22 protein-coding genes are annotated in these 24,864 nt (G+C 69.6%); 8 read left to right on the top strand and 14 right to left on the bottom strand.

Annotated features, from left to right (window positions below; genetic code table 11):
* Positions 1-35: 35 nt before the first annotated feature.
* The 3 genes from BC358_RS09350 to BC358_RS09340 form a co-directional block, all read right to left on the bottom strand.
* Complete coding sequence (locus BC358_RS09350; RefSeq protein WP_079365624.1) at positions 36-1,223, bottom strand: substrate-binding domain-containing protein; 1,188 nt, start codon at positions 1,221-1,223, stop codon at positions 36-38.
* 163 nt (positions 1,224-1,386) lie between these two features.
* Positions 1,387-2,862, bottom strand: a complete 1,476-nt coding sequence (locus BC358_RS09345; protein WP_079365623.1) for a sigma-54-dependent Fis family transcriptional regulator — start codon at positions 2,860-2,862, stop codon at positions 1,387-1,389.
* Complete coding sequence (locus BC358_RS09340) at positions 2,859-4,112, bottom strand: MFS transporter (RefSeq protein WP_079365622.1); 1,254 nt, start codon at positions 4,110-4,112, stop codon at positions 2,859-2,861. The genes BC358_RS09345 and BC358_RS09340 overlap by 4 nt, the downstream gene beginning before the upstream one ends.
* 93 nt (positions 4,113-4,205) lie before the next feature.
* Here BC358_RS09340 and BC358_RS09335 point away from each other — a divergent pair, with 93 nt between their 5' ends.
* On the top strand, positions 4,206-5,165 hold the full coding sequence (locus tag BC358_RS09335; RefSeq protein WP_079365621.1) for a LysR family transcriptional regulator: 960 nt from the start codon (positions 4,206-4,208) through the stop codon (positions 5,163-5,165).
* Between the two features lie 34 nt (positions 5,166-5,199).
* Here BC358_RS09335 and BC358_RS09330 read toward each other — a convergent pair whose 3' ends face one another.
* The 10 genes from BC358_RS09330 to BC358_RS09285 form a co-directional block, all read right to left on the bottom strand.
* Positions 5,200-5,832: an HAD family phosphatase gene (locus tag BC358_RS09330; RefSeq protein WP_179130045.1), complete on the bottom strand. Its 633-nt coding sequence runs from the start codon at positions 5,830-5,832 to the stop codon at positions 5,200-5,202.
* A gap of 32 nt (positions 5,833-5,864) precedes the next feature.
* Positions 5,865-6,911, bottom strand: a complete 1,047-nt coding sequence (locus tag BC358_RS09325; RefSeq protein WP_079365886.1) for an ABC transporter ATP-binding protein — start codon at positions 6,909-6,911, stop codon at positions 5,865-5,867.
* A gap of 16 nt (positions 6,912-6,927) precedes the next feature.
* A complete protein-coding gene (locus tag BC358_RS09320; protein WP_079365619.1) occupies positions 6,928-9,120 on the bottom strand; it encodes an iron ABC transporter permease in 2,193 nt (730 codons plus the stop codon).
* Between the two features lie 24 nt (positions 9,121-9,144).
* Positions 9,145-10,167 carry an ABC transporter substrate-binding protein gene (locus BC358_RS09315; RefSeq protein WP_079365618.1) on the bottom strand — a complete coding sequence of 341 codons (1,023 nt, stop codon included), beginning with the start codon at positions 10,165-10,167 and terminating at the stop codon, positions 9,145-9,147.
* A gap of 59 nt (positions 10,168-10,226) precedes the next feature.
* Positions 10,227-11,288, bottom strand: a complete 1,062-nt coding sequence (locus BC358_RS09310; protein WP_079365617.1) for an ABC transporter ATP-binding protein — start codon at positions 11,286-11,288, stop codon at positions 10,227-10,229.
* Complete coding sequence (locus tag BC358_RS09305) at positions 11,281-12,312, bottom strand: HAMP domain-containing sensor histidine kinase (RefSeq protein WP_179130044.1); 1,032 nt, start codon at positions 12,310-12,312, stop codon at positions 11,281-11,283. Before BC358_RS09305 ends, BC358_RS09310 begins: the two co-directional genes overlap by 8 nt.
* A 40-nt stretch (positions 12,313-12,352) precedes the next feature.
* Positions 12,353-13,036, bottom strand: a complete 684-nt coding sequence (locus BC358_RS09300; RefSeq protein ID WP_079365615.1) for a response regulator transcription factor — start codon at positions 13,034-13,036, stop codon at positions 12,353-12,355.
* A gap of 131 nt (positions 13,037-13,167) precedes the next feature.
* Positions 13,168-14,658 carry a tripartite tricarboxylate transporter permease gene (locus tag BC358_RS09295; protein ID WP_066151813.1) on the bottom strand — a complete coding sequence of 497 codons (1,491 nt, stop codon included), beginning with the start codon at positions 14,656-14,658 and terminating at the stop codon, positions 13,168-13,170.
* Positions 14,659-14,676: 18 nt separating this feature from the next.
* Entirely contained in the window at positions 14,677-15,213 is a 537-nt protein-coding gene (locus BC358_RS09290; RefSeq protein WP_066151606.1) for a tripartite tricarboxylate transporter TctB family protein, read from the bottom strand.
* A gap of 78 nt (positions 15,214-15,291) precedes the next feature.
* Complete coding sequence (locus tag BC358_RS09285) at positions 15,292-16,257, bottom strand: tripartite tricarboxylate transporter substrate binding protein (protein WP_066151607.1); 966 nt, start codon at positions 16,255-16,257, stop codon at positions 15,292-15,294.
* A 178-nt stretch (positions 16,258-16,435) separates the two neighbouring features.
* Between BC358_RS09285 and BC358_RS09280 the strand changes: the two genes are divergently transcribed.
* From BC358_RS09280 to BC358_RS09265, 4 genes are read left to right on the top strand one after another with little or no spacing between them, the layout of a single operon-like run.
* Entirely contained in the window at positions 16,436-18,508 is a 2,073-nt protein-coding gene (locus BC358_RS09280; RefSeq protein WP_079365614.1) for a DUF1631 family protein, read from the top strand.
* A 19-nt stretch (positions 18,509-18,527) separates the two neighbouring features.
* A complete protein-coding gene (locus tag BC358_RS09275; protein WP_079365613.1) occupies positions 18,528-19,217 on the top strand; it encodes a response regulator transcription factor in 690 nt (229 codons plus the stop codon).
* A gap of 4 nt (positions 19,218-19,221) precedes the next feature.
* Positions 19,222-20,667 (top strand): sensor histidine kinase, encoded by a 1,446-nt coding sequence (locus BC358_RS09270; protein ID WP_179130043.1) that lies wholly within the window; start codon positions 19,222-19,224, stop codon positions 20,665-20,667.
* Entirely contained in the window at positions 20,657-21,112 is a 456-nt protein-coding gene (locus tag BC358_RS09265) for an RNA-binding S4 domain-containing protein (RefSeq protein WP_079365612.1), read from the top strand. The genes BC358_RS09270 and BC358_RS09265 overlap by 11 nt, the downstream gene beginning before the upstream one ends.
* Before the next feature lie 9 nt (positions 21,113-21,121).
* On the opposite strand, the gene BC358_RS09260 is transcribed toward BC358_RS09265, so the two are convergent.
* The gene (locus BC358_RS09260; RefSeq protein WP_079365611.1) at positions 21,122-22,030 is read right to left on the bottom strand and encodes a DMT family transporter; all 909 of its coding nucleotides are present in this window, start codon (positions 22,028-22,030) and stop codon (positions 21,122-21,124) included.
* Positions 22,031-22,482: 452 nt separating this feature from the next.
* Here BC358_RS09260 and BC358_RS09255 point away from each other — a divergent pair, with 452 nt between their 5' ends.
* From BC358_RS09255 to BC358_RS09245, 3 genes are all read left to right on the top strand, one after another.
* The gene (locus tag BC358_RS09255; protein WP_079365883.1) at positions 22,483-22,884 is read left to right on the top strand and encodes a GreA/GreB family elongation factor; all 402 of its coding nucleotides are present in this window, start codon (positions 22,483-22,485) and stop codon (positions 22,882-22,884) included.
* Positions 22,885-22,957: 73 nt separating this feature from the next.
* The gene (locus BC358_RS09250) at positions 22,958-23,950 is read left to right on the top strand and encodes a hypothetical protein (protein ID WP_143434248.1); all 993 of its coding nucleotides are present in this window, start codon (positions 22,958-22,960) and stop codon (positions 23,948-23,950) included.
* Positions 23,947-24,822 carry a hypothetical protein gene (locus BC358_RS09245; protein ID WP_079365609.1) on the top strand — a complete coding sequence of 292 codons (876 nt, stop codon included), beginning with the start codon at positions 23,947-23,949 and terminating at the stop codon, positions 24,820-24,822. The genes BC358_RS09250 and BC358_RS09245 overlap by 4 nt, the downstream gene beginning before the upstream one ends.
* Positions 24,823-24,864: the final 42 nt, after the last annotated feature.

Below are 24,864 nucleotides of genomic sequence, written 5' to 3'. Positions count from 1 at the left end.
TCCCCTGGGGGAAGCCGCGAAGCGGCGCAGGGGGGTTACTTCTTATTGCGGATGGGAACGTTCATTTCCGAAGGCTTGATCTCGCGCACCAGCTCAGGCACGCCCCAGGCAAAGGCCGGGTCCACCTTGATCTTGAAGTGGTACATGCTCTGCATGGCCTGGTGGTCTTCCTTGCGGAAGGTCATCGTGCCCTTGGGCGTCTCGAAGCTCATGCCTTCCATGGTCTTGATCAGCGTGGCGGCCTTGGCATCGCCGTTGGTCTTCTTGAGCGCGGTGACCACGGCCATGGCCGAGCTGAAACCACCGGCTGTGAAGAAGTCCGGCGGGCTCTTGAACTGGGTGTAGTGCTGGGCCACCATGGCCTCGTTCACCGGGTTCTTGGGGATGCCGAAGTAGTAGTAGGTGGCGCCTTCCATGCCGGGGAAGTTCTTGTACGAGGCCATGGCCGGCAGGATGTTGCCGCCGGTGGCGATCTCGATGCCGTAGCGCTTGAGGTCGAGGTCGGCGATCTTGAACGGGTTGCCCGCGCCGGCCCAGATGATGAAGATCACCTTGCGGCCCGGCTGGTCCTTGAGCTTGTCGATCAGGCGCTGCGCACCGGCGGTGAAGTCGGTGGTGCTGGTCGGCAGGTATTCCTCGTGAACGATCTTGGCGGTCTTGACCGCGTCCTTGAAGGCCTTCACGCCGTCGCGGCCGAAGGCGTAGTCCTGCGCCAGGGTGGCGATGGTGGTGCCGGCCTTGTCCAGCGCCACGGCGTTGGAGATCGCGTCCTGCGAGGAATTGCGGCCGGTGCGGAAGATGTACTTGTTCCACTTGTCGCCGGTGATGGAGTCGGCCACCGCGGGCTCGACCAGCAGGATCTTCTGGTATTCCTCGGCCACCGGCAGCATGGCCAGCGCCACGCCCGAGCTGGTCGGGCCGATGGCCAGGTCGGCCTTGTCGTCGGCGTAGGCCGCGGCCAGCAGGCTCTTGCCCAGGTCGGGCTTGCCCTGGTCGTCCTTCTCGATCACCACGATCTTCTTGCCCGCCACCATCATGGTGCCGCCGGTGGCGTAGTTCAGACCCATCATCAGACCCACCTGGGTCTGTTTGCCGTAGGCCTCCAGCGGACCGGTCTTGCTGTAGACGTGGGCGATGCGGATTTCGCCGCCCGACTGGGCAAAGGCAGCGGCGGCGCCGCAGGCAAGGGCCATCACCGCAACGCGGCGCGTGGTCTGGAACATGTCTTGTCTCCTGGTTGTGGGATCACCGGGCCGGTGAACGTCAGACCACTTTGCACAGTCCGTGCCAGGAAAAAAATCTCTTTTGAATCAATGAACTGCAGCTATTCCGGCGTGCAAATGTCTGAAATTAAGACACATCGCCTCAGATTAATCTGTCTGGTTTTCAGACATATGTCTGATTTTCAGACAGGTGCAGCCGATCGTACAGGCTGGCGCGCGAGATGCCCAGCAGCTTCGCTGCGGCCACCCGGTTGCCGCCGGTGCGGGCCAGCGCGGCGGCAATGGCGCGGCGCTCCAGCTCGGCAATCTGCACCGGCAGCGGCCGCAGGTCGCCTTCCGCGTCCGTCGCCGACACGGGATCGGCCCGCCGCGACAGCGCGGGCTCGATGCGGTCGAGCCCCGAGTCGCGCAGCACCTGTTCCACCTGCGCGGCACCGATCTGCGGCGAGTCGCTGCGCAGCGCCAGCTGCTCCAGCACGTTGCGCAGCTCGCGCGTGTTGCCACGCCAGGGCTGCGCGGCCAGCAAATCGAGCGCGGGCGGCAGCAGCTCCAGGTGAATGTTGGCGCCGCGCGCGGCGATGTCCTCGCACAGCGTCTCGACCAGCAGCGGGATGTCGCCCTGGCGCTCGCGCAGCGGCGGCACACGGATGGGCAGCACGTTGAGCCGGTAGAACAGGTCTTCGCGGAACTGGCCCGCGCGCACCAGCTGCGCCAGGTCGCGCGAGGTGGCGGCCACCACGCGCACGTCGCAGCGGATCAGCTTGTTGGAGCCCAGCGGCTCGATCTCCCCGTCCTGCAGCGCGCGCAGCAGCTTGACCTGCACGGCCATCGGCATGTCGCCCAGCTCGTCGAGGAACAGCGTGCCGCCATCGGCCAGCTTGAACTTGCCGTCGCGCCCCTTCTTGTCGGCGCCGGTGTAGGCCCCGGGCGCGACGCCGAAGAACTCCGCCTCCATCAGCGCCTCGGGCACGGCCGCCATGTTCACACCCACGAATGGCCGGCCGGCGCGCGGCGAGGCGGCGTGGATGGCGTGCGCCAGCAGCTCCTTGCCGGTGCCGGTCTCGCCCAGCAGCAGCACCGGGCTGGCCGACTGCGCCGCACGGCGCGCCTGGCGCTTGACCTCCTGCGCGGCGGCGCTGCTGCCGACGAAGCTGGCAAAGGTGTACTTGGCGCGGCGCTGGCTGGCGAGTTCGCGCCGCGCCTCGTTCAGGTCCTGCTCCAGCCGCGCGAACTTGGCGATCAGCGGCTGCAGCGTGGTCTCGGGGTGGTCGAACAGCACGATGCCCAGCACCCCGATCACCTCGCCCGCCTCGTCCCGCAGCGGGATGCGGCTGACCACGAAGGTGCCGGCCTTGTTGGTCAGCAGGTCGATCAGGATCGGCTTGCCGGTTTCCAGCACCTGGTGCATCTGCGTGTTCTGCACCACGTTTGACACCGGGTGGCCGACGAAGTCTTCCTCGCGCTCGTAGCCCAGCGCCGGCAGGAAGCGGCGGTACTGGTCGTTGATCCACACCACCCGCCCCTTGCGGTCCACCAGCAGCATGCCCTCGCTGGCGTTGGCGAACAGGTCGAACATCGAGCGCGCGGCCAGCTCCAGGATGCTCTGGGCGTCGCGCGGGAGGCGGGTGTCGGGGCTCATGGTCGCTGCATGGTACCCGCGGTACCGGCCGATCCGCCCCTGCCGAGCCGAAGGCCCACGGCCACCAGCGCCGAGGCCACCGCCAGACCGGCCACCGCGTTCCAGCCCCAGCGGGCGAACAGCATGCCGGCCAGCACGGAGCCGGAAGCCATGCCCCCGAACATCACCACAAACAGCAGGGCATTGAGCCGGCTGCGTGCCGACGGATCGGCGCTGTAGACAAGCGACTGGTGCGACACCAGCGCGCCCTGGAACCCGAGGTCGAACACGATCACCGCCAGCGCCAGCGCCGCCACCTGAACGCCCTGCGGCAAGCCACCCACCAGCCCCGTCACCGCATAGCCCGCCAGCGCCAGACAGGCACCCGCCAGGGCGCTGCGGTGCGGGCCATGGCGGTCCGCCAGGCGCCCGAACCAGGGTGCGGCGAGTGCGCCGGCCGCCCCGGCAATGCCGAAGGCACCGGCCGCCGCGCTGCCCATGTGGAACGGTGCGCCGTGCAGCCACATCGCCAGCGTGGACCAGATGGCGCTGAACCCCACCGCCAGCGCGCCCTGGGCCAGCGCGGCCTGCCGCACCGAGGGATGGCGGCGCCACAGCGATCCGAGCGACGCCAGCAGCGCGCCGTAGCCCAGGTTGGTTGTGGGCAGCACATGCGGCAGCCCGCGCGCCAGCGCCAGGGCCACCAGAGCCACCGACACGGCCGCCAGGCCGAAGGTCGAGCGCCAGCCCAGGTGTTCGGCGGCGAAACCGCTGACCACGCGCGACAGCAGGATGCCCAGCAGCAAGCCGGTCATCACCGCACCCACAGCCTGCCCGCGGCGGGCTTCAGGCGCCAGCGTGGCCGCAGCGGGCACGATGTCCTGCGCGGCCGTGGCCGCCAGCCCGATGGCGAAGCTCGCCAGCAGCAGCCAGCCAATGGACGGTGCCAGCGCCGCGCCCGCCAGGGCCGCCACCAGCCAGCCGCACTTGACGAGCACCAGCGTCCGGCGGTCGCAACGGTCGCCCAGGGGCGCGGTCAACAGGATGCCCAGCGCGTAGCCCAGCTGCGTGAGCATGGGCACGAAGCCCAGGGTCTGCGGACCCACCCCCAGCTGTGCGCCCAGCACTCCCAGCATGGGCTGGGCGTAGTACAGCGCGGCCACAGTCAGGCCAGCGCCGACAGCCAGCAGGCGCACCAGGGCGGGCGAAAGCGCCACACCCTGATGGGATGACGCCGCCCCCAATACATTCGACAAGTGAATGGATGACATGACAAACTCCAGAAAACTCGATGGACGCAGTGTCCTTCTCGGTGAATTTCGGCGGAAGACGGCTGTCACACACCACAGATATACGATATGCGAATGAATAAGCCTCCATCACCCGCAGCACCGGCCGACACGCTCCCCATCGGCAGCGGCGACCGGCTGGCCCTGATGCAGACCTTCGTGCGCATCGTCGAAGCCGGCAGCCTCTCGCGCGCGGCGGCGCAGATGCAGACCACCCAGCCCACCATCAGCCGGCGCCTGCTGGCGCTGGAACGCCTGCTCGGCGTGCGCCTGCTGCAACGCTCCACCCGGGCCATGCACCTGACGCCGGACGGCGAGCGCTGCTATGAGCGCGCCAAGCTGCTGATGGAGGACTGGGAGGCGCTCACCGCGGACGCGCACGGCGAGCAGCAGGCGCCCCGCGGCCAGCTGCGCGTGGTGGTGCCGCATGCGTTCGGACAGGAACAGCTGGTGCGGCCCCTGACCCGGTTCCTGCAGGCGCATCCGGACATCCAGGTCGAGTGGCTGCTGCGCGACGATGTGCACAACTTCATCGGCGCCGGCATCGACTGCGCGATTCAGGTCGGCGAGGTGCGCGACCCCTCGGTGGTGGCGATCCGGCTGATGGACGTGCCGCGCATCGTGATCGCGGCGCCAGCACTGCTGGAAAGCGGCGAGCCGCCCGCGACGGTGGACGCACTCGCCAACCTGCCCTGGCTGGCCCTGCGCACCTACTACCGAGACGAGGTGAGCCTCACCCACCAGCAGACGCAGCAGACCCGGCGCTTTGCTATCCGCCCCCGCCTGAGCACCGACAACCTCTATGTGCTGCGCAATGCCGCCGTGCTGGGGCTGGGTGCGGGCATCGTGTCGGCCTGGATGGCGGCTGACGATCTGGCCGCGGGGCGGCTGGTGCATCTGGTACCCCAGTGGCAGGCGCCGGCCCTGCCGGTCTACCTGGTCTATCCGCACGCCCGGTTCTATCCGCTGCGCCTGCGGCGCTTCATCGACGCCATGCGCGCGGCCATGCCGGTGGCCGGCGGCGTGGCCCCCTGAGCGGCGGCTGTGGCGGGTTGAGGGCCCGGGTCGCTCAGCCCAGCAGCCCGAGCGCCCCGAGATCCGCCCGCACCTGTGCCGCAGTCTCGAAGCGCACGCCGCGCCAGCCGATGGCATGGGCTGCGTCGATGTTGCGCGGCGCGTCGTCGATGAACACCGGCGAGGGGTCGCTCACCGCCAGCTGCTCGGTCACCGCATGGAAGATCGCGGGGTCGGGTTTCATCAGCGCCACGCGGGCCGAGAAGATGCCGTCCTCGAACCAGTCGGCGAACGGGTGGTCGTCCTCGATCCAGCGCGCCAGCCCGTGTGGCATGTTCGAGAGGTAGACCAGCCGGTGGCCGCGCGCCTTGAGGTCGTGGATCAGCGCGACGGTGTCGTCCTTCACGCGCATGTGCGGCGCCAGTCCGTCGATCACCGCCATCACCTCCTCCACCGCCAGCCCGGTGCGCCGGGCGATGCGCTGCGCCAGCCCCTCGGGCTCCACGTTGCCGAGGTCGAACTGCGCCCAGTCGCCGTCGGGGTCGAAGGTCTGGAAGATCTCGCGCACCCAGTGCGCCGCCTCGGCCTCGTCGCGCGCCCGCCCGGGCAGCACCTGGCGCAGCAGCACGGTCGGCTGCCAGTTGAACACCACCCCGCCGAGATCGAACACCACCGTCTCTGTCGTCATGCCTGATTTCCGTTTCTCTGTCGTGTGAACACTCATGCAGCGACCACCGTCACGCCGTGGTCCTTGAGGGACAGCCCGAGTTCTTCGCCCAGCCGCCATTCGCGGTCCACCTGCGGGCTGACCACGAAGATCGGGCCCAGTTCGGTCTGCACCGTGAGTTCCTGGAACGAGCCCAGGTAGGCCTGCTTGAGCAGCTCGCCGCCCAGGCCGCCCGCCTCGCGCGGGCCGATGGACCAGGCCTCGGGCCGGATCGCGGCCTTCACCGGGCCGGGCGGCAGGCGGTGGCGCGGCTGCAGCCGGATGGGACCGAAGCGCACCGAACCGTCGGCCTCGCTCACGCCATCGAACAACATGGCCTCGCCCATGAAGCCGGCCACGAAGGCGCTGGCCGGGCGCTCGTACAGGTCCTGCGGCGCGCCGGCCTGGGCGATCTGGCCCGCGTCCATCACGATGATCTGGTCGCTCACGGCCAGCGCCTCGCTCTGGTCGTGCGTCACGTAGGCCACCGTGAGGCCCAGGCGCTGCTGCAGGCTGCGGATCTCCTCTCGCATGCTGCGGCGCAGGCGCGCGTCGAGGTTGGACAGCGGCTCGTCGAACAGCAGCACCGCCGGCTCGATCACCAGCGCGCGCGCCAGCGCCACGCGCTGCTGCTGGCCGCCCGAGAGTTCGCTGGGCAGGCGCGCGTCCATGCCGACCAGGCCCACGGTCGCCATCGCCGCCCTCGCCCGCTCGGCGATTTCCGCCTTGGGCAGGCCGCTCACGCTCAGGCCGTAGCCCACGTTGTCGAGCACGCTCATGTGCGGAAACAGCGCATAGCTCTGGAACACCATGCTGACGTTGCGCTCGCTGGGGCCGAGCGCCGTCACGTCGCGGCCGTCGATCAGGATCTGGCCGCCGGAGGGCGACTCCAGCCCCGCGATCATGCGCAGCGTGGTGGTCTTGCCGCAGCCCGAGGGGCCGAGGATGGTGGTCAGCGTGCCCTTGGGCACCGTGAAGTCGATGCCCTTGACGATCAGGGGCGCGTTCGCGCCGCCGTAGCGCTTGGTCACCTGGCGGAACTGGATGCCGTGTGTGGTCATGTCGGTTTCCCTGGAATCAGTGGCCGCCCGCGCGGCGGCCGAGTTGCCGTTCACCGACCAGGCGCTGCACCAGCGCGGTGATGACGGACATGAAGACGATGAGCACCGTGCAGTAGGCGAGCGCGAGCCCGTACTCGCCGTTGCCCACACGGCCGATGATGTAGGTGGTGGACAGCTCGTACTTGGCCGAGACCAGGAAGATCACGGCCGAGACCGTGGTCATCGAGCGAACGAAGCTGTAGATCAGCGCCGCCGTCAGCGCCGGCTTGAGCAGCGGCAGCACCACGCGCCGCAGCGTGGTCAGCGTGCCGGCGCGCAGCATGAACGAGGCCTCGTCGAGCGAGCGGTCGAGCTGCTTGAACGCCGCCGTGCCCGCGCGCACGCCCACGGGAAGATTGCGGAACACGTAGCACAGCACGATGATCAGCCCGGTGCCGGTCAGCTCCACCGGCGGCACGTTGAAGGCCAGGATGTAGCTCACGCCCAGCACGGTGCCGGGAATGGCGAAGGTCAGCAGCGCCGCGAACTCGAAGGCCGACTTGCCGCGGAACTCGGTGCGCGCCAGCAGCCAGGCGATCAGCAGGCCCAGGAAGGCGCAGACCGGCGCCGCCATCGCCGCCAGCGAGGCGGTGGTGAACAGCGAGTTCCAGGCCGTGCCGGCCCACACCAGGCCGTGCTCACCCCACTGCAGGTCGAAGGCGCCTCGGAAGTGGTCCAGCGTGAGCGTGTAGTCGCGGCCCCAGGTCTTCACGAAGCCGCCCGCGAACGCGAACAGGTAGACCACCACGGTGAACAGCAGCCAGGGCCCGGCCACGCCGAAGCAGAGGCGCCGCACCGCATCGGGCAGCGGCATCGGCAGGCCCGCGTCGCCCTTGCCGGTCACGGTGGTGAAGCTGGTGCGCCCCAGCAGCCCGCGCTGGACGAAGAACACCACCAGGGCGAACAGCGTGAGCACCAGGGCCAGCGCCGCCGCCATGCCCGGGTCCAGCGAGGCGCCGACGATGGCGAAGAAGATTTCGGTGGACAGCACGGCATAGGAGCCGCCCAGGATGATGGGGTTGCCGAAGTCGGCCATGCTCTCGATGAAGCCCACCAGGAAGGCGTTGGCCAGCCCCGGCTTGAGCAGCGGGAGCGTCACCGTGACGAAGGTGCGCAGGCGGTCGGCGCGCAGGGTCTGCGCCGCCTCTTCCAGCGAAGGGCTCACGCCTTGCACCACGCCGCGCATGATCATGAAGGCGATGGGTGTGAAGGCGAACATCTGCGCCAGCCAGACGCCGAACACGCCGTAGAACCAGCGCGAGGGCTGCACGCCGAAGGCCCATTCCATGAACTGGTTGTAAAGGCCCGCGCGGCCGAACAGCAGGATCAGGCCCAGACCGACCACGAAGGGCGGCGTGATGATGGGCAGCATGGCCAGCACGTTCAGCGGCTTCTGCAACCGCGTGCCGCCGCGCTCGGCCCACAGCGCCATCAGCGTGCCCATCACCGTCGTGCCCGCCGCCGTCAGCAGCGCGAGGAACAGCGTGTTCCAGGCCACGCCGCAGCGCGTGTCGGCGATGACGCAGCCCAGGCCCCAGATGCGCTCGGTGGCCAGCCGGTCCACCAGCGCACCCGGCGCCCACAGGCCCATGTCGTCGTACAGCCCCGAGGCCAGCGAGCGCAGCACTGGGTAGACCACGAACAGCGCGAGCAGGCTCACGCAGCCGACCACCGCGCCCGCAACGAACACATCGCCGCGGAAGAAGCCCAGCCGCGCGATGCCCGCCCCCAGCAGCATCACCAGGCAGGCGATGGCAACAAAGCCGCCCCAGCCCATGCCGAACTGGCCGTGCTCCAGCGGACCGAACCAGGCCTCCAGCGCCGGGAAGCTCCAGCCCGGCGCACCGATGGCGAAGCCGCTCGCCAGCAGGCCGGCCAGGCCCAGCAGCGCGCCGGCCACCAGCACCCCGCCCTGCGCCCGCCCCACGGGCAACAGCAGGCCGGCGCCGGCGACCAGCAGGCCGGCCACGCCGGTCCAGAGCCAGGGCCGCCCGTGCAGCGCCGCCTGCACCACGCCGCTGGCGGTGGCGTCACCGCCCCACACGCCGGGCAGCGCCGCCCAGAGCGATTCTTGTTGGAGGAAGTACCAGGGCAGCAGCGCGTAGGCGGCCAGCCCCAGCAACGTCCAGGCGGCCAACGCCCGCCCGGACCGCGAGGTCAAGGTGTTCATGCGGAATTCCGGAGCGGGTGAAGGTCAGCGTGGCAGGCTGTTGACGTCTTTTTCCCAGCGCTGGATCAGGCGGCGGCGCTCGGCAGTCTGGCCGTACTTCGCGTAGTCGTAATTGATCAGCTTGATCTTGCGGAAGTCGGGCACGCGCGGATCGACCTTGGTCTCCTTGTTCGACGGCAGCTGGAACTGCAGCGTGGCCGCTCCCAGGGCCTGGGCCGAGGGCGTGAGCGCCCATTCGTAGAACTTCTTGGCCGCGTCCAGGTTGCGCGAGCCCTTGATGATCGACATCGAGCCGATCTCGGCGCCGGTGCCGTCCGCGGGCGTGATGGTCTCCAGCGGGAAGCCCTGCGCCTTCTCGCCCGGGCCGTCGTGCACGAAGCTGATGGAGATGGTGGCCTCGCCGCGCGCCACCGCCTTGATCGGGCCGGTGCCCGAGCGGGTGTAGGCGCCGATGTTGCCGTGCAGCTTCTTCAGATACTCAAACGCCTGGTCTTCGCCCATGAGCTGCACCAGCGTCGCGATCATGGTATAGGCGGTGCCGCTGGAGGCCGGGTTGGCCGACTGGATCTCGCCCTTGTATTCGGGCTTGAGCAGGTCGGCCCAGGTCTTGGGCACGGCCAGCTTCTTCTTGGCCAGCAGCTCGGTGTTGTAGCCAAAACCGAGCGGGCCGGAATAGATGCCCACCGTCTTGTAGCCCGACTGCTGCGCCTGCTTCTGCGCCCAGTCGTGCAGCTTCGGCAAGCTGGGCGACTTGTATTCCATGGTCAGGCCCTGCTCGGCCGCCTGCAGGTGCGGGTCGCCGGTGCCACCGAACCAGAGGTCGGTCTTGGGGTTGGCGCGCTCGGCCATGATCTGCGCGATCGCCTCGCCCGAGCCCTTGAGCGTCATGTTGACCTTCACGCCCTGGCTCTTCTCGAAGGTGACGGCGAGCATGTTGCACCACGCGGCCTGGGCCGAGCAGATCAGGTTGAACTCGCTGCTCTGGGCCTGCGCGGACAGCGCGGGCAGCATCAGGAAGGGGGCGGCAAGCCAGAGGGTCTTTTTCATGGGTTTTCTCCTGGGATGGACGGGGATCTCGGGTGTGGGAAACGGGTGGGGCGAGCGGTTCAGGGCCCTTCGGGCATGGCGGTGGCACCGGTCATCAGCACGCTGACGCCGGGGCCGTCGAGGAAGACGCTGACCGGCGCGCCGACCTGCAGCGTCTGGCGCTCGTGCTGGCGGTGCACCTGCAGCAGGCCCAGCGCGGTGCGCACGCGGTAGTGCGACTGCCGGCCTTCGTAGGCGTGCGATTCGATGCGCCCGGCCAGGCCCTGCCCGCTGGCCGGCGCCAGGCGCCAGGCCTCGGGCCGCACCACCACGCGGGTGGCGCCGCGGCGCCGGGCGTGGCCGGTGTTCACCATCAAAGGACCGACCTGCAAACCGCCCTGGCCGTCGGCCTCGGCGTCGAACACCGCGGCATCGCCCATGAAGCCGGCGACGAATTCGGAGCGCGGGCGCTCGTAGATGTCGCGCGGGCTGCCGACCTGCTGCACCTGGCCGTCGCGCAGCACCACGATGTGGTCGCTGACCGCCATGGCCTCGTTCTGGTCGTGCGTCACGTAGACCACCGTCAGGCCCAGCGACTGCTGCAGGCCGCGGATCTCCTCGCGGATCTGGCGCCGCAAGCCGGCGTCGAGGTTGGACAGCGGCTCGTCGAGCAGGAGCACCTCGGGCGCCAGGGCCAGCGCGCGCGCCAGGGCCACGCGCTGCTGCTGCCCGCCCGAGAGCGAGGCCGTGCTGCGGGCTGCCAGCGCCCCCAGGCCGACCTGCTCCAGCGCGGCGTGCACCCGCGGGTCGCGCGCGGCGGCGGCGCTGTCCAGCCCCAGGCCGTAGCCCACGTTGCCCTGCACGTCCAGGTGCGGGAACAGCGCGTAGTTCTGGAACACCATGCTGATGGGGCGCTGGTCCGGGCCGGTGCCGGTCACGTCGCGCTCGCCGATGAACACCCGGCCCGCGCTGGGCTGTTCCAGCCCGGCCACCAGGCGCAGCAGCGTCGACTTGCCGCAGCCCGAGGGCCCGAGCAGCGTGGTGAGCTGGCGCCGCGCGAACCGCAGCTGCACGCCGCGCAGCGCGCGCGTGCCGTCGGCAAAGGTCTTTTCCACCGCCTCCAGGCGCACTGCGTCAGGCATGCGAGCCCCCTGCCCCGGCCGGTGCCAGGTTCCAGCGCACCACGGCATCGACACCGACCACGCGGTCGTCCTGCACCCGGTTGAAAAGTTGCACCTGCGCCTGCATCGACTCCGCGATCTGGCGGCAGATCGACAGCCCCAGGCCGATGCCGGTGCCGCCCGCGGCCGACTGGAAGGGCTCGAACAGCCGGTCCATCACCGCGGCATCGATGCCGCCGCCGTTGTCCCAGATCAGCAGCTCGGCCTGGTCCGGCAGCACCCGCACCACCATGCCCAGCGCCGAGCCGCGCGGCGCGTGGTGGATGGCGTTGGACAGCAGGTTGCGCAGCAGCTCGCCCAGCATCCAGGGGTCGGTGGTCAGCCGCACCGGCACCGACTCGAAGGAAAAGTCCAGCCGCTTGCGCGCCAGCAGCGGCCCGAACTCCAGACACACGGCCTGCGCCACGGCTTCGAGGTTCACCTCCTGCCAGTGCGCCTGCGCCACCAGCTGCTCGACCTTGGCCAGAGAGAGCAGCTGCCGCACCAGCTCGCTGGAGCGGTCGACGGTCGCGAGCATCTTGGGCAGCGTGTCCTTCACCTCCAGCTGGCCCGACATCGCGCCCTGCAACTGCGTGCGCAGCACCGCGAACGGCGTGCGCAGCTGGTGCGAGGCATCGGCCAGAAAGCGGCGCTGCTGCTCGGTGGTGGCGCGCTGGCGTTCCAGCACACCGTGCACCGCGCGAGACAGCGGCTGCAGCTCGGCGGGCACCGGGCGCGGGGCGCTGCCGGCCTCGCCCGCATCGAGCTCGTCCTCCAGGTGGCGCAGCGGCGCCAGCGCGCGCACGATGCACCAGGCGAACAGCGGCAACACCGCCACCAGACGCAGCGCGCCACCCCACAGCGGCGCGGCCGCCAGCTCGGGAATGAAGGCCTGCAGGAGCAGCTCGACCAGCAGCAGGCACAGCGCCAGGCCCAGCAGCAGCCGCACCGTGATCGACCAGGGCCGCGCGGCGGGTGCGGACGGTGTCGACGCGGGGCCTGTCATGGTCGGTGGGGTGGATGGAACAGACGACGCCATGTGCCGTTCAGACCGCGACCGGCCCTTCCGTCATCGCCTCGTCGATCAGCAGGTAGCCCACACCGCGCAGCGTCACCAGCTGAGCGCCCGAGCCCTGGATGCGCTTGCGCAGCCGGTGCACCAACACCTCGATGGCGTCGGCGCCCACCGGCTCGTCGCCGAACACGGCGTGGTGCAGGTCTTCCTTGCCGACCGCCTGACCCGGCCGGGCCAGCAGCGCCTTGAGCAGGGCCAGCTCGCGGGTCGATACGTCCAGCGGCGTCGCGCCGCGGAACACGGCGCCGGTGGGCTCGTCGACGCGCAGCAGTGCGCAGCGCAGTTCCGGCGCGCCATGGCTGCGGCGCACCAGCGCCTTGAGGCGGGCCGCGAGTTCCTCGATGTCGAAGGGTTTGGTCAGGTAGTCGTCGGCGCCCTCGTTGAGGCCGAGCACGCGGTCCTGCACCGCGCTGCGGGCGGTCACCACCAGCACCGGCACCTGCGAGCCGCCGTCGCGCATCAGGCGCAGCACCTCCATGCCGTCCATGCCCGGCAGGCTCAGGTCGAGCAGCACCACGTCGGGCCGGCGGCGCCGGAACATGGCCAGCGCCTCCACTCCGTCGGCACAGCGCGTGACCTCGAAGCCCCGGCCCTGCAGCACGCGCCCCAGCGCATCGCCCAGGGCCAGATCGTCTTCCACCATCAGCACTTTCATGCCGACGATGATGCCCGGCGGCCCCGCCGGACCGCATAGAGGAAACCTTAGAGAAACACGAAAGCCGGACGAAATCTTCGTCCGGCTTTCAGGCGCCGCTCAAGGCGGCGGAGCGCGGGGCGCTCCTTTCTTCAGCTGCGTCTGTGCCAGGCCAGCAGGCGCGGCGTCACCAGCACCAGCAGCACGATCACCAGCAGCGTGGCCGACATCGGGCGCTCGAAGAACACGGTGAAGCTGCCCTCGCCGATGGACATGGCGTTGCGGAACTGCGCCTCGGCCAGCGGACCGAGGATCAGGCCCACGATCACCGGCGCGGTCGGGAAGTCGAAGCGGCGCATCGCCACCCCCACCAGCGCCAGGCCGAACATCAGGAACAGGTCGAACGAACTCTGGCGCATACCGTACACGCCCACCGTCGCGAAGATCAGGATGCCGGCGTACAGCGGTGCCTTCGGAATCTTCAGCAGCTTGACCCACAGGCCCACCATCGGCAGGTTCAGCACCAGCAGCATCACGTTGCCGATGTAGAGCGAGGCGATCAGCGCCCAGACCAGGTCGGACGAGGTCTGGAACAGCTGCGGGCCGGCGTTGATGCCGTAGTTCTGCAGCGCAGACAGCAGGATGGCGGCGGTCACCGAGGTCGGGATGCCCAGCGTGAGCAGCGGCACCAGGGTGGCCGTGACAGCCGAGTTGTTGGCGGCTTCGGGGCCGGCCACACCTTCGATGGCGCCGACCGTGCCGAACTCCTTCTTGTGTTCCGGGTCGGCCAGCTTGCGCTCGGTCGCGTAGCTCAGGAAGGTCGGGATCTCAGAGCCGCCGGCGGGGATGGTGCCGAAGGGGAAGCCGATCGCCGTGCCGCGCAGCCAGGCGGGCCAGGAACGGCGCCACTCGGTCCTGGTCATGTGGGCCTTGTTCATCTTGTTCATGTTGGCTTCGCTCTTGCCCTCGTACAGGGCGTTGTAGAGCGCTTCGGTCACCGCGAACAGGCCCACCGCCACCAGCACCACCTCCAGGCCGTCCATCAGCTCGATGACGCCCGCGGTGTAGCGCACCTGGCCGGTGATCTGGTCCATGCCGACCAGGCCCATGGCCAGGCCGACGAACAGCGAGGTCAGGCCGCGCAGCGTGCTCTGGCCGAGCACGGCAGAGACCGTGGTGAAGGCCAACAGCATCAGGCAGAAGTACTCGGGCGGCCCCAGCTTGACGGCGAACTCGGCCAGGATGGGCGCGAACAGCGTGACCAGCACGGTGGCAATGGTGCCCGCGACGAAGGAGCCGATGGCCGAAGTGGCCAGCGCAGCGCCCGCGCGACCGTTCTTGGCCATCTTGAAGCCTTCGAGCGCGGTCACCATGGTGCCGGTCTCGCCCGGGGTGTTGAGCAGGATCGAAGTGGTCGAGCCGCCGTACATGGCACCGTAGTAGATGCCGGCGAAGAAGATCATCGAGGCTGTCGGCTCGACCTGACCGGTGATCGGCAGCAGCATGGCCACGGTCACCGCCGGGCCAAGGCCGGGCAGCACGCCGATGGCGGTGCCCAGCGCACAGCCGGCCAGCGCCCACAGCAGGTTGAGGGGGGTGGCTGCGGTGGCGAAGCCGCCCAGCAGCTGGTTCCAGGTGTCCATCATGCTTGTGCTCCCTGATCAGATCCAGCCGGTGCCGGTCAGGCCCGGCAGGTTGACGGCGAGGAATTTGGTGAACAGCCAGTAGGTCGGTGCGGCAATCACGATGCCGGTGACCGCGTCGCGCAGCACCTGCATGGCGTTGCCGCCGGACTTGCCTTCGCTGATGCGCAGGCCCCGCACCGCGAGGGCGTAGCACAGCGCACAGCTGAGCACAAAACCGATGGTGGTGATCAGCGCCGCGTTGCCCAGGATGCCGGCCGACACCCAGGCCAGCGCGTGCCAGTCGCCGCGCGGGGCGCCCGAAGGCTCCTCCATGTTGCGGTAGCCGCCGGAGCGCACCTCCAGAATCAGCATCACGCCACACAGGCCCAGCGCGGCCGCCACCAGCCAGGGCAGGAAGTCGGGGCCCACGCCCGCATAGCCGGCGTCGGACGGGATGTTGGCTGCACCGTAGGCCAGAACGGCAGCCACCACCACGGCGGCGATGCCCATGGCCAGCTGGCCCGGGCGGTGATCGGGACGCGCCTCCTGCGCGGGGGTGGTGTCGGCATTCATGACGTGCTCCACTCGTAAAAAAATGCGGCCGCGGCGCGAACGCCGTGGCCGCTGGATCGGACAGACCGGGCCGTGTGCTTACACCATGCCGGCGCGGACCATGGTGGCGCGCAGGGTGGAGAAGTCCTTGTCGACGAAGGCGTCGAATTCCTTGCCGGTCAGCAGGGCCGGGGTCCAGTTGTTCTTGACCAGGGCTTCCTGCCAGGCCTTGCTCTTGGTGGCCTTGACGATCATCTCGGTCAGCGCGGCGCGCTGCTCGGGGGTGATGCCGGCGGCGCCGTAGACACCGCGCCAGTTGCCGATCTCGACATCGATGCCCTGCTCCTTGAGCGTGGGGATCTTTTCCAGGCCCTTGACGCGCTGGCCGGAGGTGATGGCGATCGCCTTCATCTTGCCGCTCTCGATGTACTGCTGGAACTCGCTGTAGCCGGAGCCACCGACGGTCACGTTGCCACCCAGGATGGCGGCGACGGCCTCACCGCCCCCACGGAAGGGCACGTAGTTGATCTTGGCGGCGGGCACGCCCACGGCCTGGGCGATCTGCGATGCGGCGATGTGCTCGGTGGAGCCGCGCGAACCGCCGCCCCACTTGACACTGCCGGGGTCCTTCTTGAGCGCCTCGACCACGTCCTTCATGGTGTTGAGGGGCGAGCTGGCGGGCAGCACGAACACGTTGTATTCGGTGGTCAGGCGGGCGATCGGCGTGACCTGGGTGATCGAGACCGGCGGCTTGCCGGTGATGATGCCGCCCAGCATCACGGCGCCCATCACCATCATGGCGTTCGGGTCGCCCTTGGCGGAGTTGTAGAACTGGGCCAGACCGATGGCGCCGGCGGCACCGCCCTTGTTCTCGTAGGTCACGGAAGACGCCACGCCCGCATCGCGCAGGGCCTCGCCCAGGGCACGGCCGGTGCCATCCCAGCCACCACCCGGGTTGGCGGGGATCATCATCTTGACGTTGGCACCCTGGGCCCAGGCGGCATTGGGCAGGGCACCGGCGGCGGCCAGAGCGGCCAGGGACTTGAGGAAGGTATCGCGACGCATGTTTGTCTCCGTGGGAGGTTGATCGACGGTCGTTATGTTCCTGTCGGCCGCTGTCAATCGGCTGTCGTTGCTGTCAGGAAAAACCCTATGAGGGCGCGGGATCTCCCATCACGGGGAGGACCATAATCGCACCAGCCCTCTTCACCACGCAGGGCCTTTGGCCAGGCGCCCTTCGCTCATGAATGCACATGCCCATCCCGTGTTTGACGCTTGCCTGAAAGAGGCATTGGCCTTGTCGGCCGAGTGGGTGCCCCGCTGGCTGGCGGCGCTCGGCAACGCACTGCTGGAGAAGGAGGCCTCCGCCGTCGGCGCCTCCGAACAGCGCAGCGCCGGCCAGGCGCGCGCCACCCTGGCCGCCTACCAGCAGCGGGTGACCGAGCACTTTCTGTCGGCGCTGTCACAGTCGTTGGGCAGCGTCGCCGACGGCGAGGGTGACCTGACCCCCGTCAGCGGCAGGACCCCGCCCCCCCGCCTGGACACGCTCAGCCTGGACGACCTGGAGCTGATGGACCACCAGCAGGTGCAGCACACCGTCGAGCTGGCGCGCATCCAGCAGGTGGTGAAGATGGCGGTGGAAGAAGAGCTGGTGATGCTCGACGCGCGCCTGAGCACCGCCCGGGGACTCACTGTGGTGAGCAGCAAGGCCAACCCGCTGCACCCCGAGGCCATCATCGGTGCGCTGATCCGCGCGCTGTCCAAGCTGCACATCGACGAGGAGGTGCGGGTGCAGTGGCTGCACATCGGCACCCTGCCCCTCGGCCAGGAACTGCGGCGTTTCTACCGCCAGCTGGTCGACCTTCTGGACCGCTGGGGCGTGCAGCCCGCGGGCTACAAGGTCGTGCAGACCCCGGTGGGCAAGCCCGCCGACCGAGGCGCCTCCCGCCCCCGCGGGGACAGCCTGCCCGTGGAGGCGCTGAGCGACGGGAACGAGTTGCTCACCCTTGATCACCTGCACCAGCTGCTGGTGGGCAATGTCGCGCGCGGCGCGGCCGATGCCTCCGATCCGGCACAGGCGCAGGAGGCCGACGGCATGGTGCGGTCCCTGGCGGTGGAGGTGGTCGCACTGATGCTGCGCCGCATCGTCGACGACCCCCGCCTGCTGGCGCCGGTGCGGGACATGATGCTGCGGCTCAAGCCCATGCTGCTGGAGCTGGCGCGCAACGACCCGCGCTTTTTTACCGATCGCAGCAACCCGGCGCGGCGCCTGCTGGATGTGCTCACCGAGCGCGCGCTGGCGTTCAAGAGCGAGCGGGACTCGGGGTTCCAGGCCTACATGCAGCAGCTGCGCAAGGTGGTCCAGGACCTGCAGGTGCCGGCCAGCCAGCTGTCGCAGCGCATCAGCGAACTGCTCGCACGTCTGGTGCGCACCGACCCGGTGACACAGGCACCCGCACGGGGCCTGGCCATGCAGACCTTGATGAAGGTGGAGCAGCGCAACCTGCTGGCCGAACGGGTGGCCACGGAAATCCAGGCCAGAAACGACTTTGCCCGGGCACCCGGTGTGGTGCGCCGCTTCCTCACCGGCCCCTGGGCCCAGGTGGTGGCGCAGGCGCGCATCCAGGCGAAGGCCGCGGACAGCCTGAGCCCGGGCGATGCACCGGCGCTGCGCTACATGGACGCCCTGCCCGACCTGCTGTGGTCGAGCCAGCACGAACTGGCCAGCCTCAACCGGCCCCGGCTGATCAAGGTCATTCCTGGCCTGCTGCGCACGCTGCGCGAAGGGCTGGAGTCCATCGACTACCCGCGTGCCCAGGCCGACTCCTTCTTCCAGGCGCTCATGGAGCTGCAGGAACCAGCCTACGCCGCCAGGCGCGACGACGAGGCGGACATGCGCGGACTGGACATGTCCGATACCTGGGTGCATCCGGCGGAAGCACGCGACTCGGGATTCATGGACGACCTGCAGATCGAGAGCCAGCCTGGCTTCCAGGACACCGAGCCGATGGACCCCGAGTGGCTGCGCCAACGACAGACGGAGACCACCGCAAAGCCCCGCCCGCTGACGGTGGGCACCTGGGTGGACCTTCGAGACGGAGGAGAAGACCTGCGTTGCCAGCTCACCTGGGCCAGCCCGCACGGCACCATGTTCCTCTTCAACGCCGCCAACGGGCGCAGCATCTCGCTGACCCTGCGCGGGCTGGAACGACTGCGCGAACTGGGACGCCTGACGGTGGTGGCCGACCACGGTCTGGTCGACGATGCCCTCGACGAGGTGACGCGCCAGGCTTTCCTCAATTCCGGTCGCCGCTGAGCCCGGGCCTTCTGACCGCATGAAACTGCTTCTGGTCGAAGACAACCCCACCATGCAGGCCACCCTGCAGCGCACGCTGGAGCGGCGCGGCATGCAGGTGATCACCTGCGGCGACGGCGACAAGGCCCTGTCGCTGTGGCGCTCCAGCCTGCCCGACGTGGTGCTGCTGGACCTGAGCCTGCCCGGGCGCGACGGCCTGCAGGTGCTGGGCGATGCGCGCGCCGAGGGCCTGAAGACGCCGGTGATCATCCTCACCGCGCGCGGCACCGTGGGCGATCGCATCATCGGCCTGAACACCGGCGCCGACGACTACCTGCCCAAACCCTTCGACCTCGACGAGCTGGAGGCCCGCGTGCGCGCCCTGGTGCGCCGCTCAGCCGACGCCACCGACAGCCCGGGCAACCTGCCCGCGCGCAGCGCCGGCTGGTGCGGCATGCAGATCGACCGCGACAGCGGCGCGGTCTACCACGACGGTGAGCCGCTGGAGCTCGCCCCGCGCGAGCTGGCCCTGCTGCGCGCCGTGCTGTCCCAGCCCGGCCAGGCGATCACCAAGGAGCGCCTGTTCGAGCTGGTGTTCCCCGGCGAGGCCCATGTGCAGCCCGAGGCCATCGAGGTGGTGGCCTACCGGCTGCGCAAGAAGATCGGCCACACCGGCGCGCAGCTGGTGACGCTGCGCGGGCTGGGCTATCTGCTGAAGGCGGCTGCCTGAGGACATGGCCGTGAGCGCACCGCTGTCGCTGCGCCGCACGCTGCTGCTGGGCATCCTGCTGCCACTGTTCGGCTTTGTGGTCATCAACACCGTGGTGCTCTACCGGCAGGCGCTGGCGGGCGCCGACACCGCCTACGACCGTACCTTGCTGGCCACCGCCAAGTCGCTGGGCGAACAGCTGGAGGTGGTCCGCAACGGCGACCAGGCCAGCGTGCGCTCGTCGCTGCTCTATTCGGCGCTGGAGGCCTTCGAGGCCGACAACCGCAGCCGGCTCTTCTACCGCGTCAGCGGGTTTCACGGCGAAATGGTCTCGGGCTTTGAAAACCTGCCGCCGCCCAGAGCCCGCCTGCCCGACCAGAAGATCTACGCCGCCCTGGTGCACTTCTACGACGACGAGTACCAGGGCGCGCCGGTCCGCATGGCGGTGCTGCTGCAGCCGGTGGCGGGCGAGGCCGGCCAGGGCATGGCCACCATCCAGGTGGCCGAGACGCTGGAGCTGCGCCAGACGCTGGCGCGGCAGATCCTGATCGACACCCTGTGGCGCCAGGCGGCGCTGGTGGTGGTGATCGTGCTGGTGGTGGTGATCGTGGTGCAGCGCGCCACGCGCCCGGTGCGCTCCATCAGCCACGCACTGGCCCACCGCAGCGACAACGACCTCTCGCCGCTGCCCACCAACAGCGCCCCGCGCGAGCTGCTGCCGCTGCTGGAGGCGACCAACCAGCACATGCAGCGGCTGTCGCAGCTGCTGGACCACCAGAAGCGCTTCGTGCGCGACACCTCGCACCAGCTGCGAACCCCGCTGGCCGTGCTAAAGACCCAGGTGCAGTCGGCCCGGCGCGGCGACGTGCCGCCGCTGCAGGCGCTGGACGAGATCGGGCACACCGTCGACCGCGCCACCGAACTGGCCAACCAGATGCTGGCCCTGGCCAAAGTCGAGCAGCTGCGCCAGGACCGGGACGCCCCCGTGGTCGACTGGGGCGAGGTGGTGCGCGCCGTGGCGCTGGACCTGGCCCCGCTGATCGCCGACCGCGGCCTCGACTTTTCGCTGGACGTGGTCAGTGCCCCGGTGCGTTCGCACGAATGGGCGCTGCGCGAGCTGGGGCGCAACCTGCTGCACAACGCCATCAAGCACTGCCCGCCGGAATCGCGCCTGGCGGTGGGCATGGTCTGCGACGACCGCACCGCCGCACTGTCCATCAGCGACAGCGGGCCGGGCATTTCCGACCACTTGCGCGAGCGGCTGTTCCAGCCCTTCGCCACCGACCACGGCGCGCGCCCCTCGGGCGCCGGATCGGGCCTGGGACTGGCCATCTGCCACGGCATCGTGCAGTCGCTCGGCGGCAGCATCGAACTGGACAACCGCATGGTGCGCGGGCGCATCGATGGGCTGGACGCCACCGTGCGGCTGCCCCTGGCGCACCACGAAACGGAGGCCGCTCATGGCCAATAGCACACCCGAAGGCGGCCGGGTCCGGCTGGACAAATGGCTCTGGGCCGCGCGCTTCTACAAGACCCGCTCGCTCAGCGCCGAAGAGATCGACAAGGGTCGCGTGCGGGTCAACGGTGCGCCCGTGAAGCCGGCGCGCGAGGTGCGCATCGGCGACGTGGTCGAGCTGCGCAGCGGCAGCGTGCAGCGCACCCTGGTGGTCAGGGCGCTCAGCGGTGTGCGCGGCCCGGCCACGGCGGCGGCCCTGCTGTACGAAGAGACCGCCGAGTCGGTGGCGCAGCGCCTGGCCGCGGCCGAGCGGCGGCGCCTGGCGCCCGAACCGGCCGACAGCATCACCCAAGGCCGACCCAGCAAACGCGACCGCCGCGAACTCGACGCCTGGCAGAAGCCGCCAGCCGAATGGAACGACCGCTGGAGCGCGTCTCTAGAAAGTGACGACGAGGACTGAATTTCCGCGCTAGCGGCGCCGCAGTCCCAGCCACATCACGGTGGCCACCACCAGCACACCACCCAGCACCTGCACCGGCGCCACCTGCTGCCCGAGCACCGCCCAGGCCAGCAGCAGCGCAAAGATCGGCTCCACATTCATGATCGGCGAGCCGCCCACCACGCCCAGCCTGGGAAGCACGGTGAACATGATGGTGAAGGCGGTGCCGTAGAGCACGGTCAGGCCCAGCAGTCCCCACCAGCCCGCCGGGGCCTGTGGCAGCGACCAGCCACCCTGCCCCGCGACGCCGACCAGGGCCGCCAGCGCCACGATGGCCATGGTGGCCGCCGTGCGCACGCGGCCGTCCAGCCCCACCGTCTCGTGCTGCGTGAACACCAGCGCCAGACCGAACGAGGCCGCGGCCGCCAGCGCGAACGCTACACCGGCCCCGATGCGCCCCCAGTGCGCCGAAGCCCCCAGGCCCGACGCGGCACCCGCCACATCCAGGGCCAGCGCCAGCCCCAGCAGCAGCACCGGCATGGCGCGCAGCAGCGCCGGCTCCACCCGCTCGGCCTTGAGCGTGCGCGCCCACAGCGCCGTCCACAGCGGGTAGGTGTTGAAGGCCAGCAGCGCCAGCGCCACCGGCAGGCGCGCCACCGCCGAATACAGACACAGGCTCTGCACGCTGATCAGCGCGCCGATCTTCAGCAGCGCCCGCTTCTGCCCTGCGGGCAGGTTCAACGGCACCCCCGCCATGCGCACGATCAGCCAGACCACCAGGGCCGTGGCACCACTGCGGAACAGCACCGCGGTGGACACGGAAACCCCGTGATCAAAGGCCAGCCGCGCCGCGACGTGGTTGGCGCCCATCATGAACGCGATGAGCAGCAGGGTGGCAAAAGCGGAACCGGAGAGGGATTTGGTGGAGGGTGCAGACATCGGGCGATTGTGCCGCCCTGCCCAAAAAGCGGGCAATCTCGCCCCAGGCCTTGTGCGGCGCGGACTTGGCGAAGGTGTCCGAGACATATCCACAGGCTTACCCCCTGCGGCTGGGTGCAACTTCGGCATCACCTTCGTGCGAGGAGGACGCGGACCGTCAGCCAATTCCACCAGGTCTGCGTCGAGAATCCTCATCGGCCTACAATCGGCCCCATGACCAATCTTCTGAGCCTCACCATGACCCTCTGCGCTGACGCGCAGGTGGTGGTGTGCGCTCGTCGCGTGCAGGGCCAGGCCACGGCCCCGTGCGGCCACCGCCTTCTGGCCGCACATTCCCCCGCCCGGCGATAACCCTCTCACCCTAGAACGCACACTCTTCATCGCCGGGCCCCAATCAGTGCGGGCATTGCCATCCCCACGAGGGCGCTGGCGATTCGATGGAGTCGTTCTTCATGTATTCCCCCGACTGTGGTGAGCGTGTTCTCACCGAGATGGATCACGCACGTCTGACCGTGCTGCAGGGTGTCTCCGACCACCCCGACCTGTCCTCCCTGTTGTCGCTGGCCGATCTGGTACCGCCGGCGCAAGTCCCCGCCGACGTGATCACCATGCACTCGCGTGCGCTGATCCGCGACCTGGCGGCAGGCGAGCTGCAAGAGCTGACCTTGTGCTACCCCGGCGACGCGGTCGCCGGGAAGGGCTCCACATCCGTCCTCTCGCCAATCGGCGCAGCCTTGCTGGGCCGCCGTGTGGGTGACAGCGTGCACGTTCAACTGCCGGCCGGCAAAGCCCGCGACCTGCGCATCGAGACCGTGCTGTTCCAGCCCGAAGCCGACGCTGCCTGCGCAGCGTAGCCGCGGCCGCCTGATCTTCCGCCTTTCCTGGTGGTGGCTGACCCCACCAGGCCAAACCCTGGACATCTCTTCCATGACTGCTTCCTTGTCTGCGACCTGGGCGCACGTGATCGCGCCACGCGGTGCCTCTGCGGCCACCCCTGCCGTGCCACAGTCGGCGTTCAACGCGTCCCATGCACACGACCCACCCATCCGGCGACGGGTGGTGGTTCTCACCTCGCTGTCCGTCGGTTCGAGCGGCCACCTGCTGCGGGCCGCGCAAGGCGCCGCCGCCATGGGCGCCGAACTGCAGCTGGCCTACCTGCAGCTGGAAGGGGTCGACCCGTGGAGCGATCCGATGGCCCGCCTGTCCCAGCGGGCGCGCTTTCTGCGAAGGCATGTCGCGCTGCCGGTCGAAGTGGTTTCCCAGCCCGTGCACACCAGCGCGGCCCTGTTGCTGGTGTGCCGGGACGCGAGCCTGGTCTGCCTGGTCGATGGCGAGCCCTCGCCATCGAGCATTCAGCGCCTGTCGCCGGTATTGCGGGCGCTGCTCAGCCGCGGCAACCGCCCGGTCTGGTGGGTCCACCGGTCCGACCTGGAGGCATCCACACCTGCGCTGTGCTGCCTCTCCAGCGTCAACGCACCAGAGACCGAATGGACGGCCTGGTCGCCCCTGCTGTGGCACCTGCCCTCGCTGCAGCTGCTGCACGTGCTGCCGGACCTGACCGAGCAAGCCGTCACGGACGACATGGCGGAGTTGCTGTTGCTGGAGCACCAGCTGCGCAAGGCGCGCGTGGGCGCGCTGCAAGCGCTGGAGACCATCACCAACACCTGGCGTGCTTCGGGGCGCCGGATGTCGCTCCAGGTGCTCCTCGGCGGATTTGAGGAGCAGCTGGTGAATCACATGGCGGCCCACAAGCCCTGGCTGGTCGTCATCGGCAGCCGCTGGCACACGCTGTCTTTCAGGACCACACTGCGGCGGTTGGCACTCATCAGGGACCAGGGGGCGGATGCGGTGATCGTTCCGCGGGAACGGCGCTCCTGGCGCTCGTGGCTATACGGCTGGATCCGGGGGGCTGTGGCATGAAGACCGTCGAACTGTCCAAACGCCTGGTCAAGGCCAAGAACCCCTGTGCGAACGGCTTCCGCTGGATGCTGCGGCACCACCCGGACGGCCACGACTACCAGCCGCTGCTCGACGCCCTGGTCGCCGACGGCCGGGTCAACGACGCCCGCTGGCTGCTCGACCAGTTCGGAGCGACGAGCGATGTGCTGCGCCTCGAGACGCTCTCCGCCGAGGTCGTCGTGTTTGCGGGCTCCATCGAGGTGGCGGGCGATATCGATGTCGCGGGCATGGTGCGCGCCGGAGGCGGGGTGCGCGCGGGCGGCTCCATCCGGACGGGGGCGCATCTTGTCGCGGGAACCTCCATCGTCGCCGAGGGCACGATCGACGCGGAGTCGGTGTCGGCCGGTGCCGACGTACATGCCAACTCGATCGTGGTCACAGCCGGGGTGCGTGCCGGCGGTGGCCTGCGCTGTGCACAGAGCCTGTTCTGCCAGACGGATCTGGACGTGGCGGAGCAGTCCGCGATTGGCGGGATGCTGGTCGCCGGTGGACGGGTGCGCGTGGGCAAGAGCCTGCGTGTGCGGGGCGAACTCCGTTCGGGCCTGGAAGTGCGCGCCGGTGACGGCATCCAGGTCGATGGGGCGATCGAATGTGGCTCGCATCTGGAAGCCGGCTGGGGCATCCGGTCCGGCGGCGACATCGTCGCGGCCGGTGCGATCCGCGTCGGCGAGAGCCTGCTGGCCCAGGGGGACCTGCGGGCGGGCGCAGACTACGGCATCTACGCCGGCCTGGAGGTGCAGCGCGCCAACTGGGACACCAGTGCGCGGGTCAGCGCCGCGGTGGAACCCGAGAACCTGCTGAGCGGACACTGGGTGGGCCGCGGAGGCCTGTGATGAGCCTGGCGGGCACCACTGTGGACGCCACCACCCAGGAGG

Source organism: Hydrogenophaga sp. H7 (assembly GCF_002025745.1).
Lineage (GTDB): Bacteria > Pseudomonadota > Gammaproteobacteria > Burkholderiales > Burkholderiaceae_C > Hydrogenophaga > Hydrogenophaga pseudoflava.
Note: the sequence above shows the minus strand (reverse complement) of the source record. Positions and strands in the feature narration are given on the sequence as shown.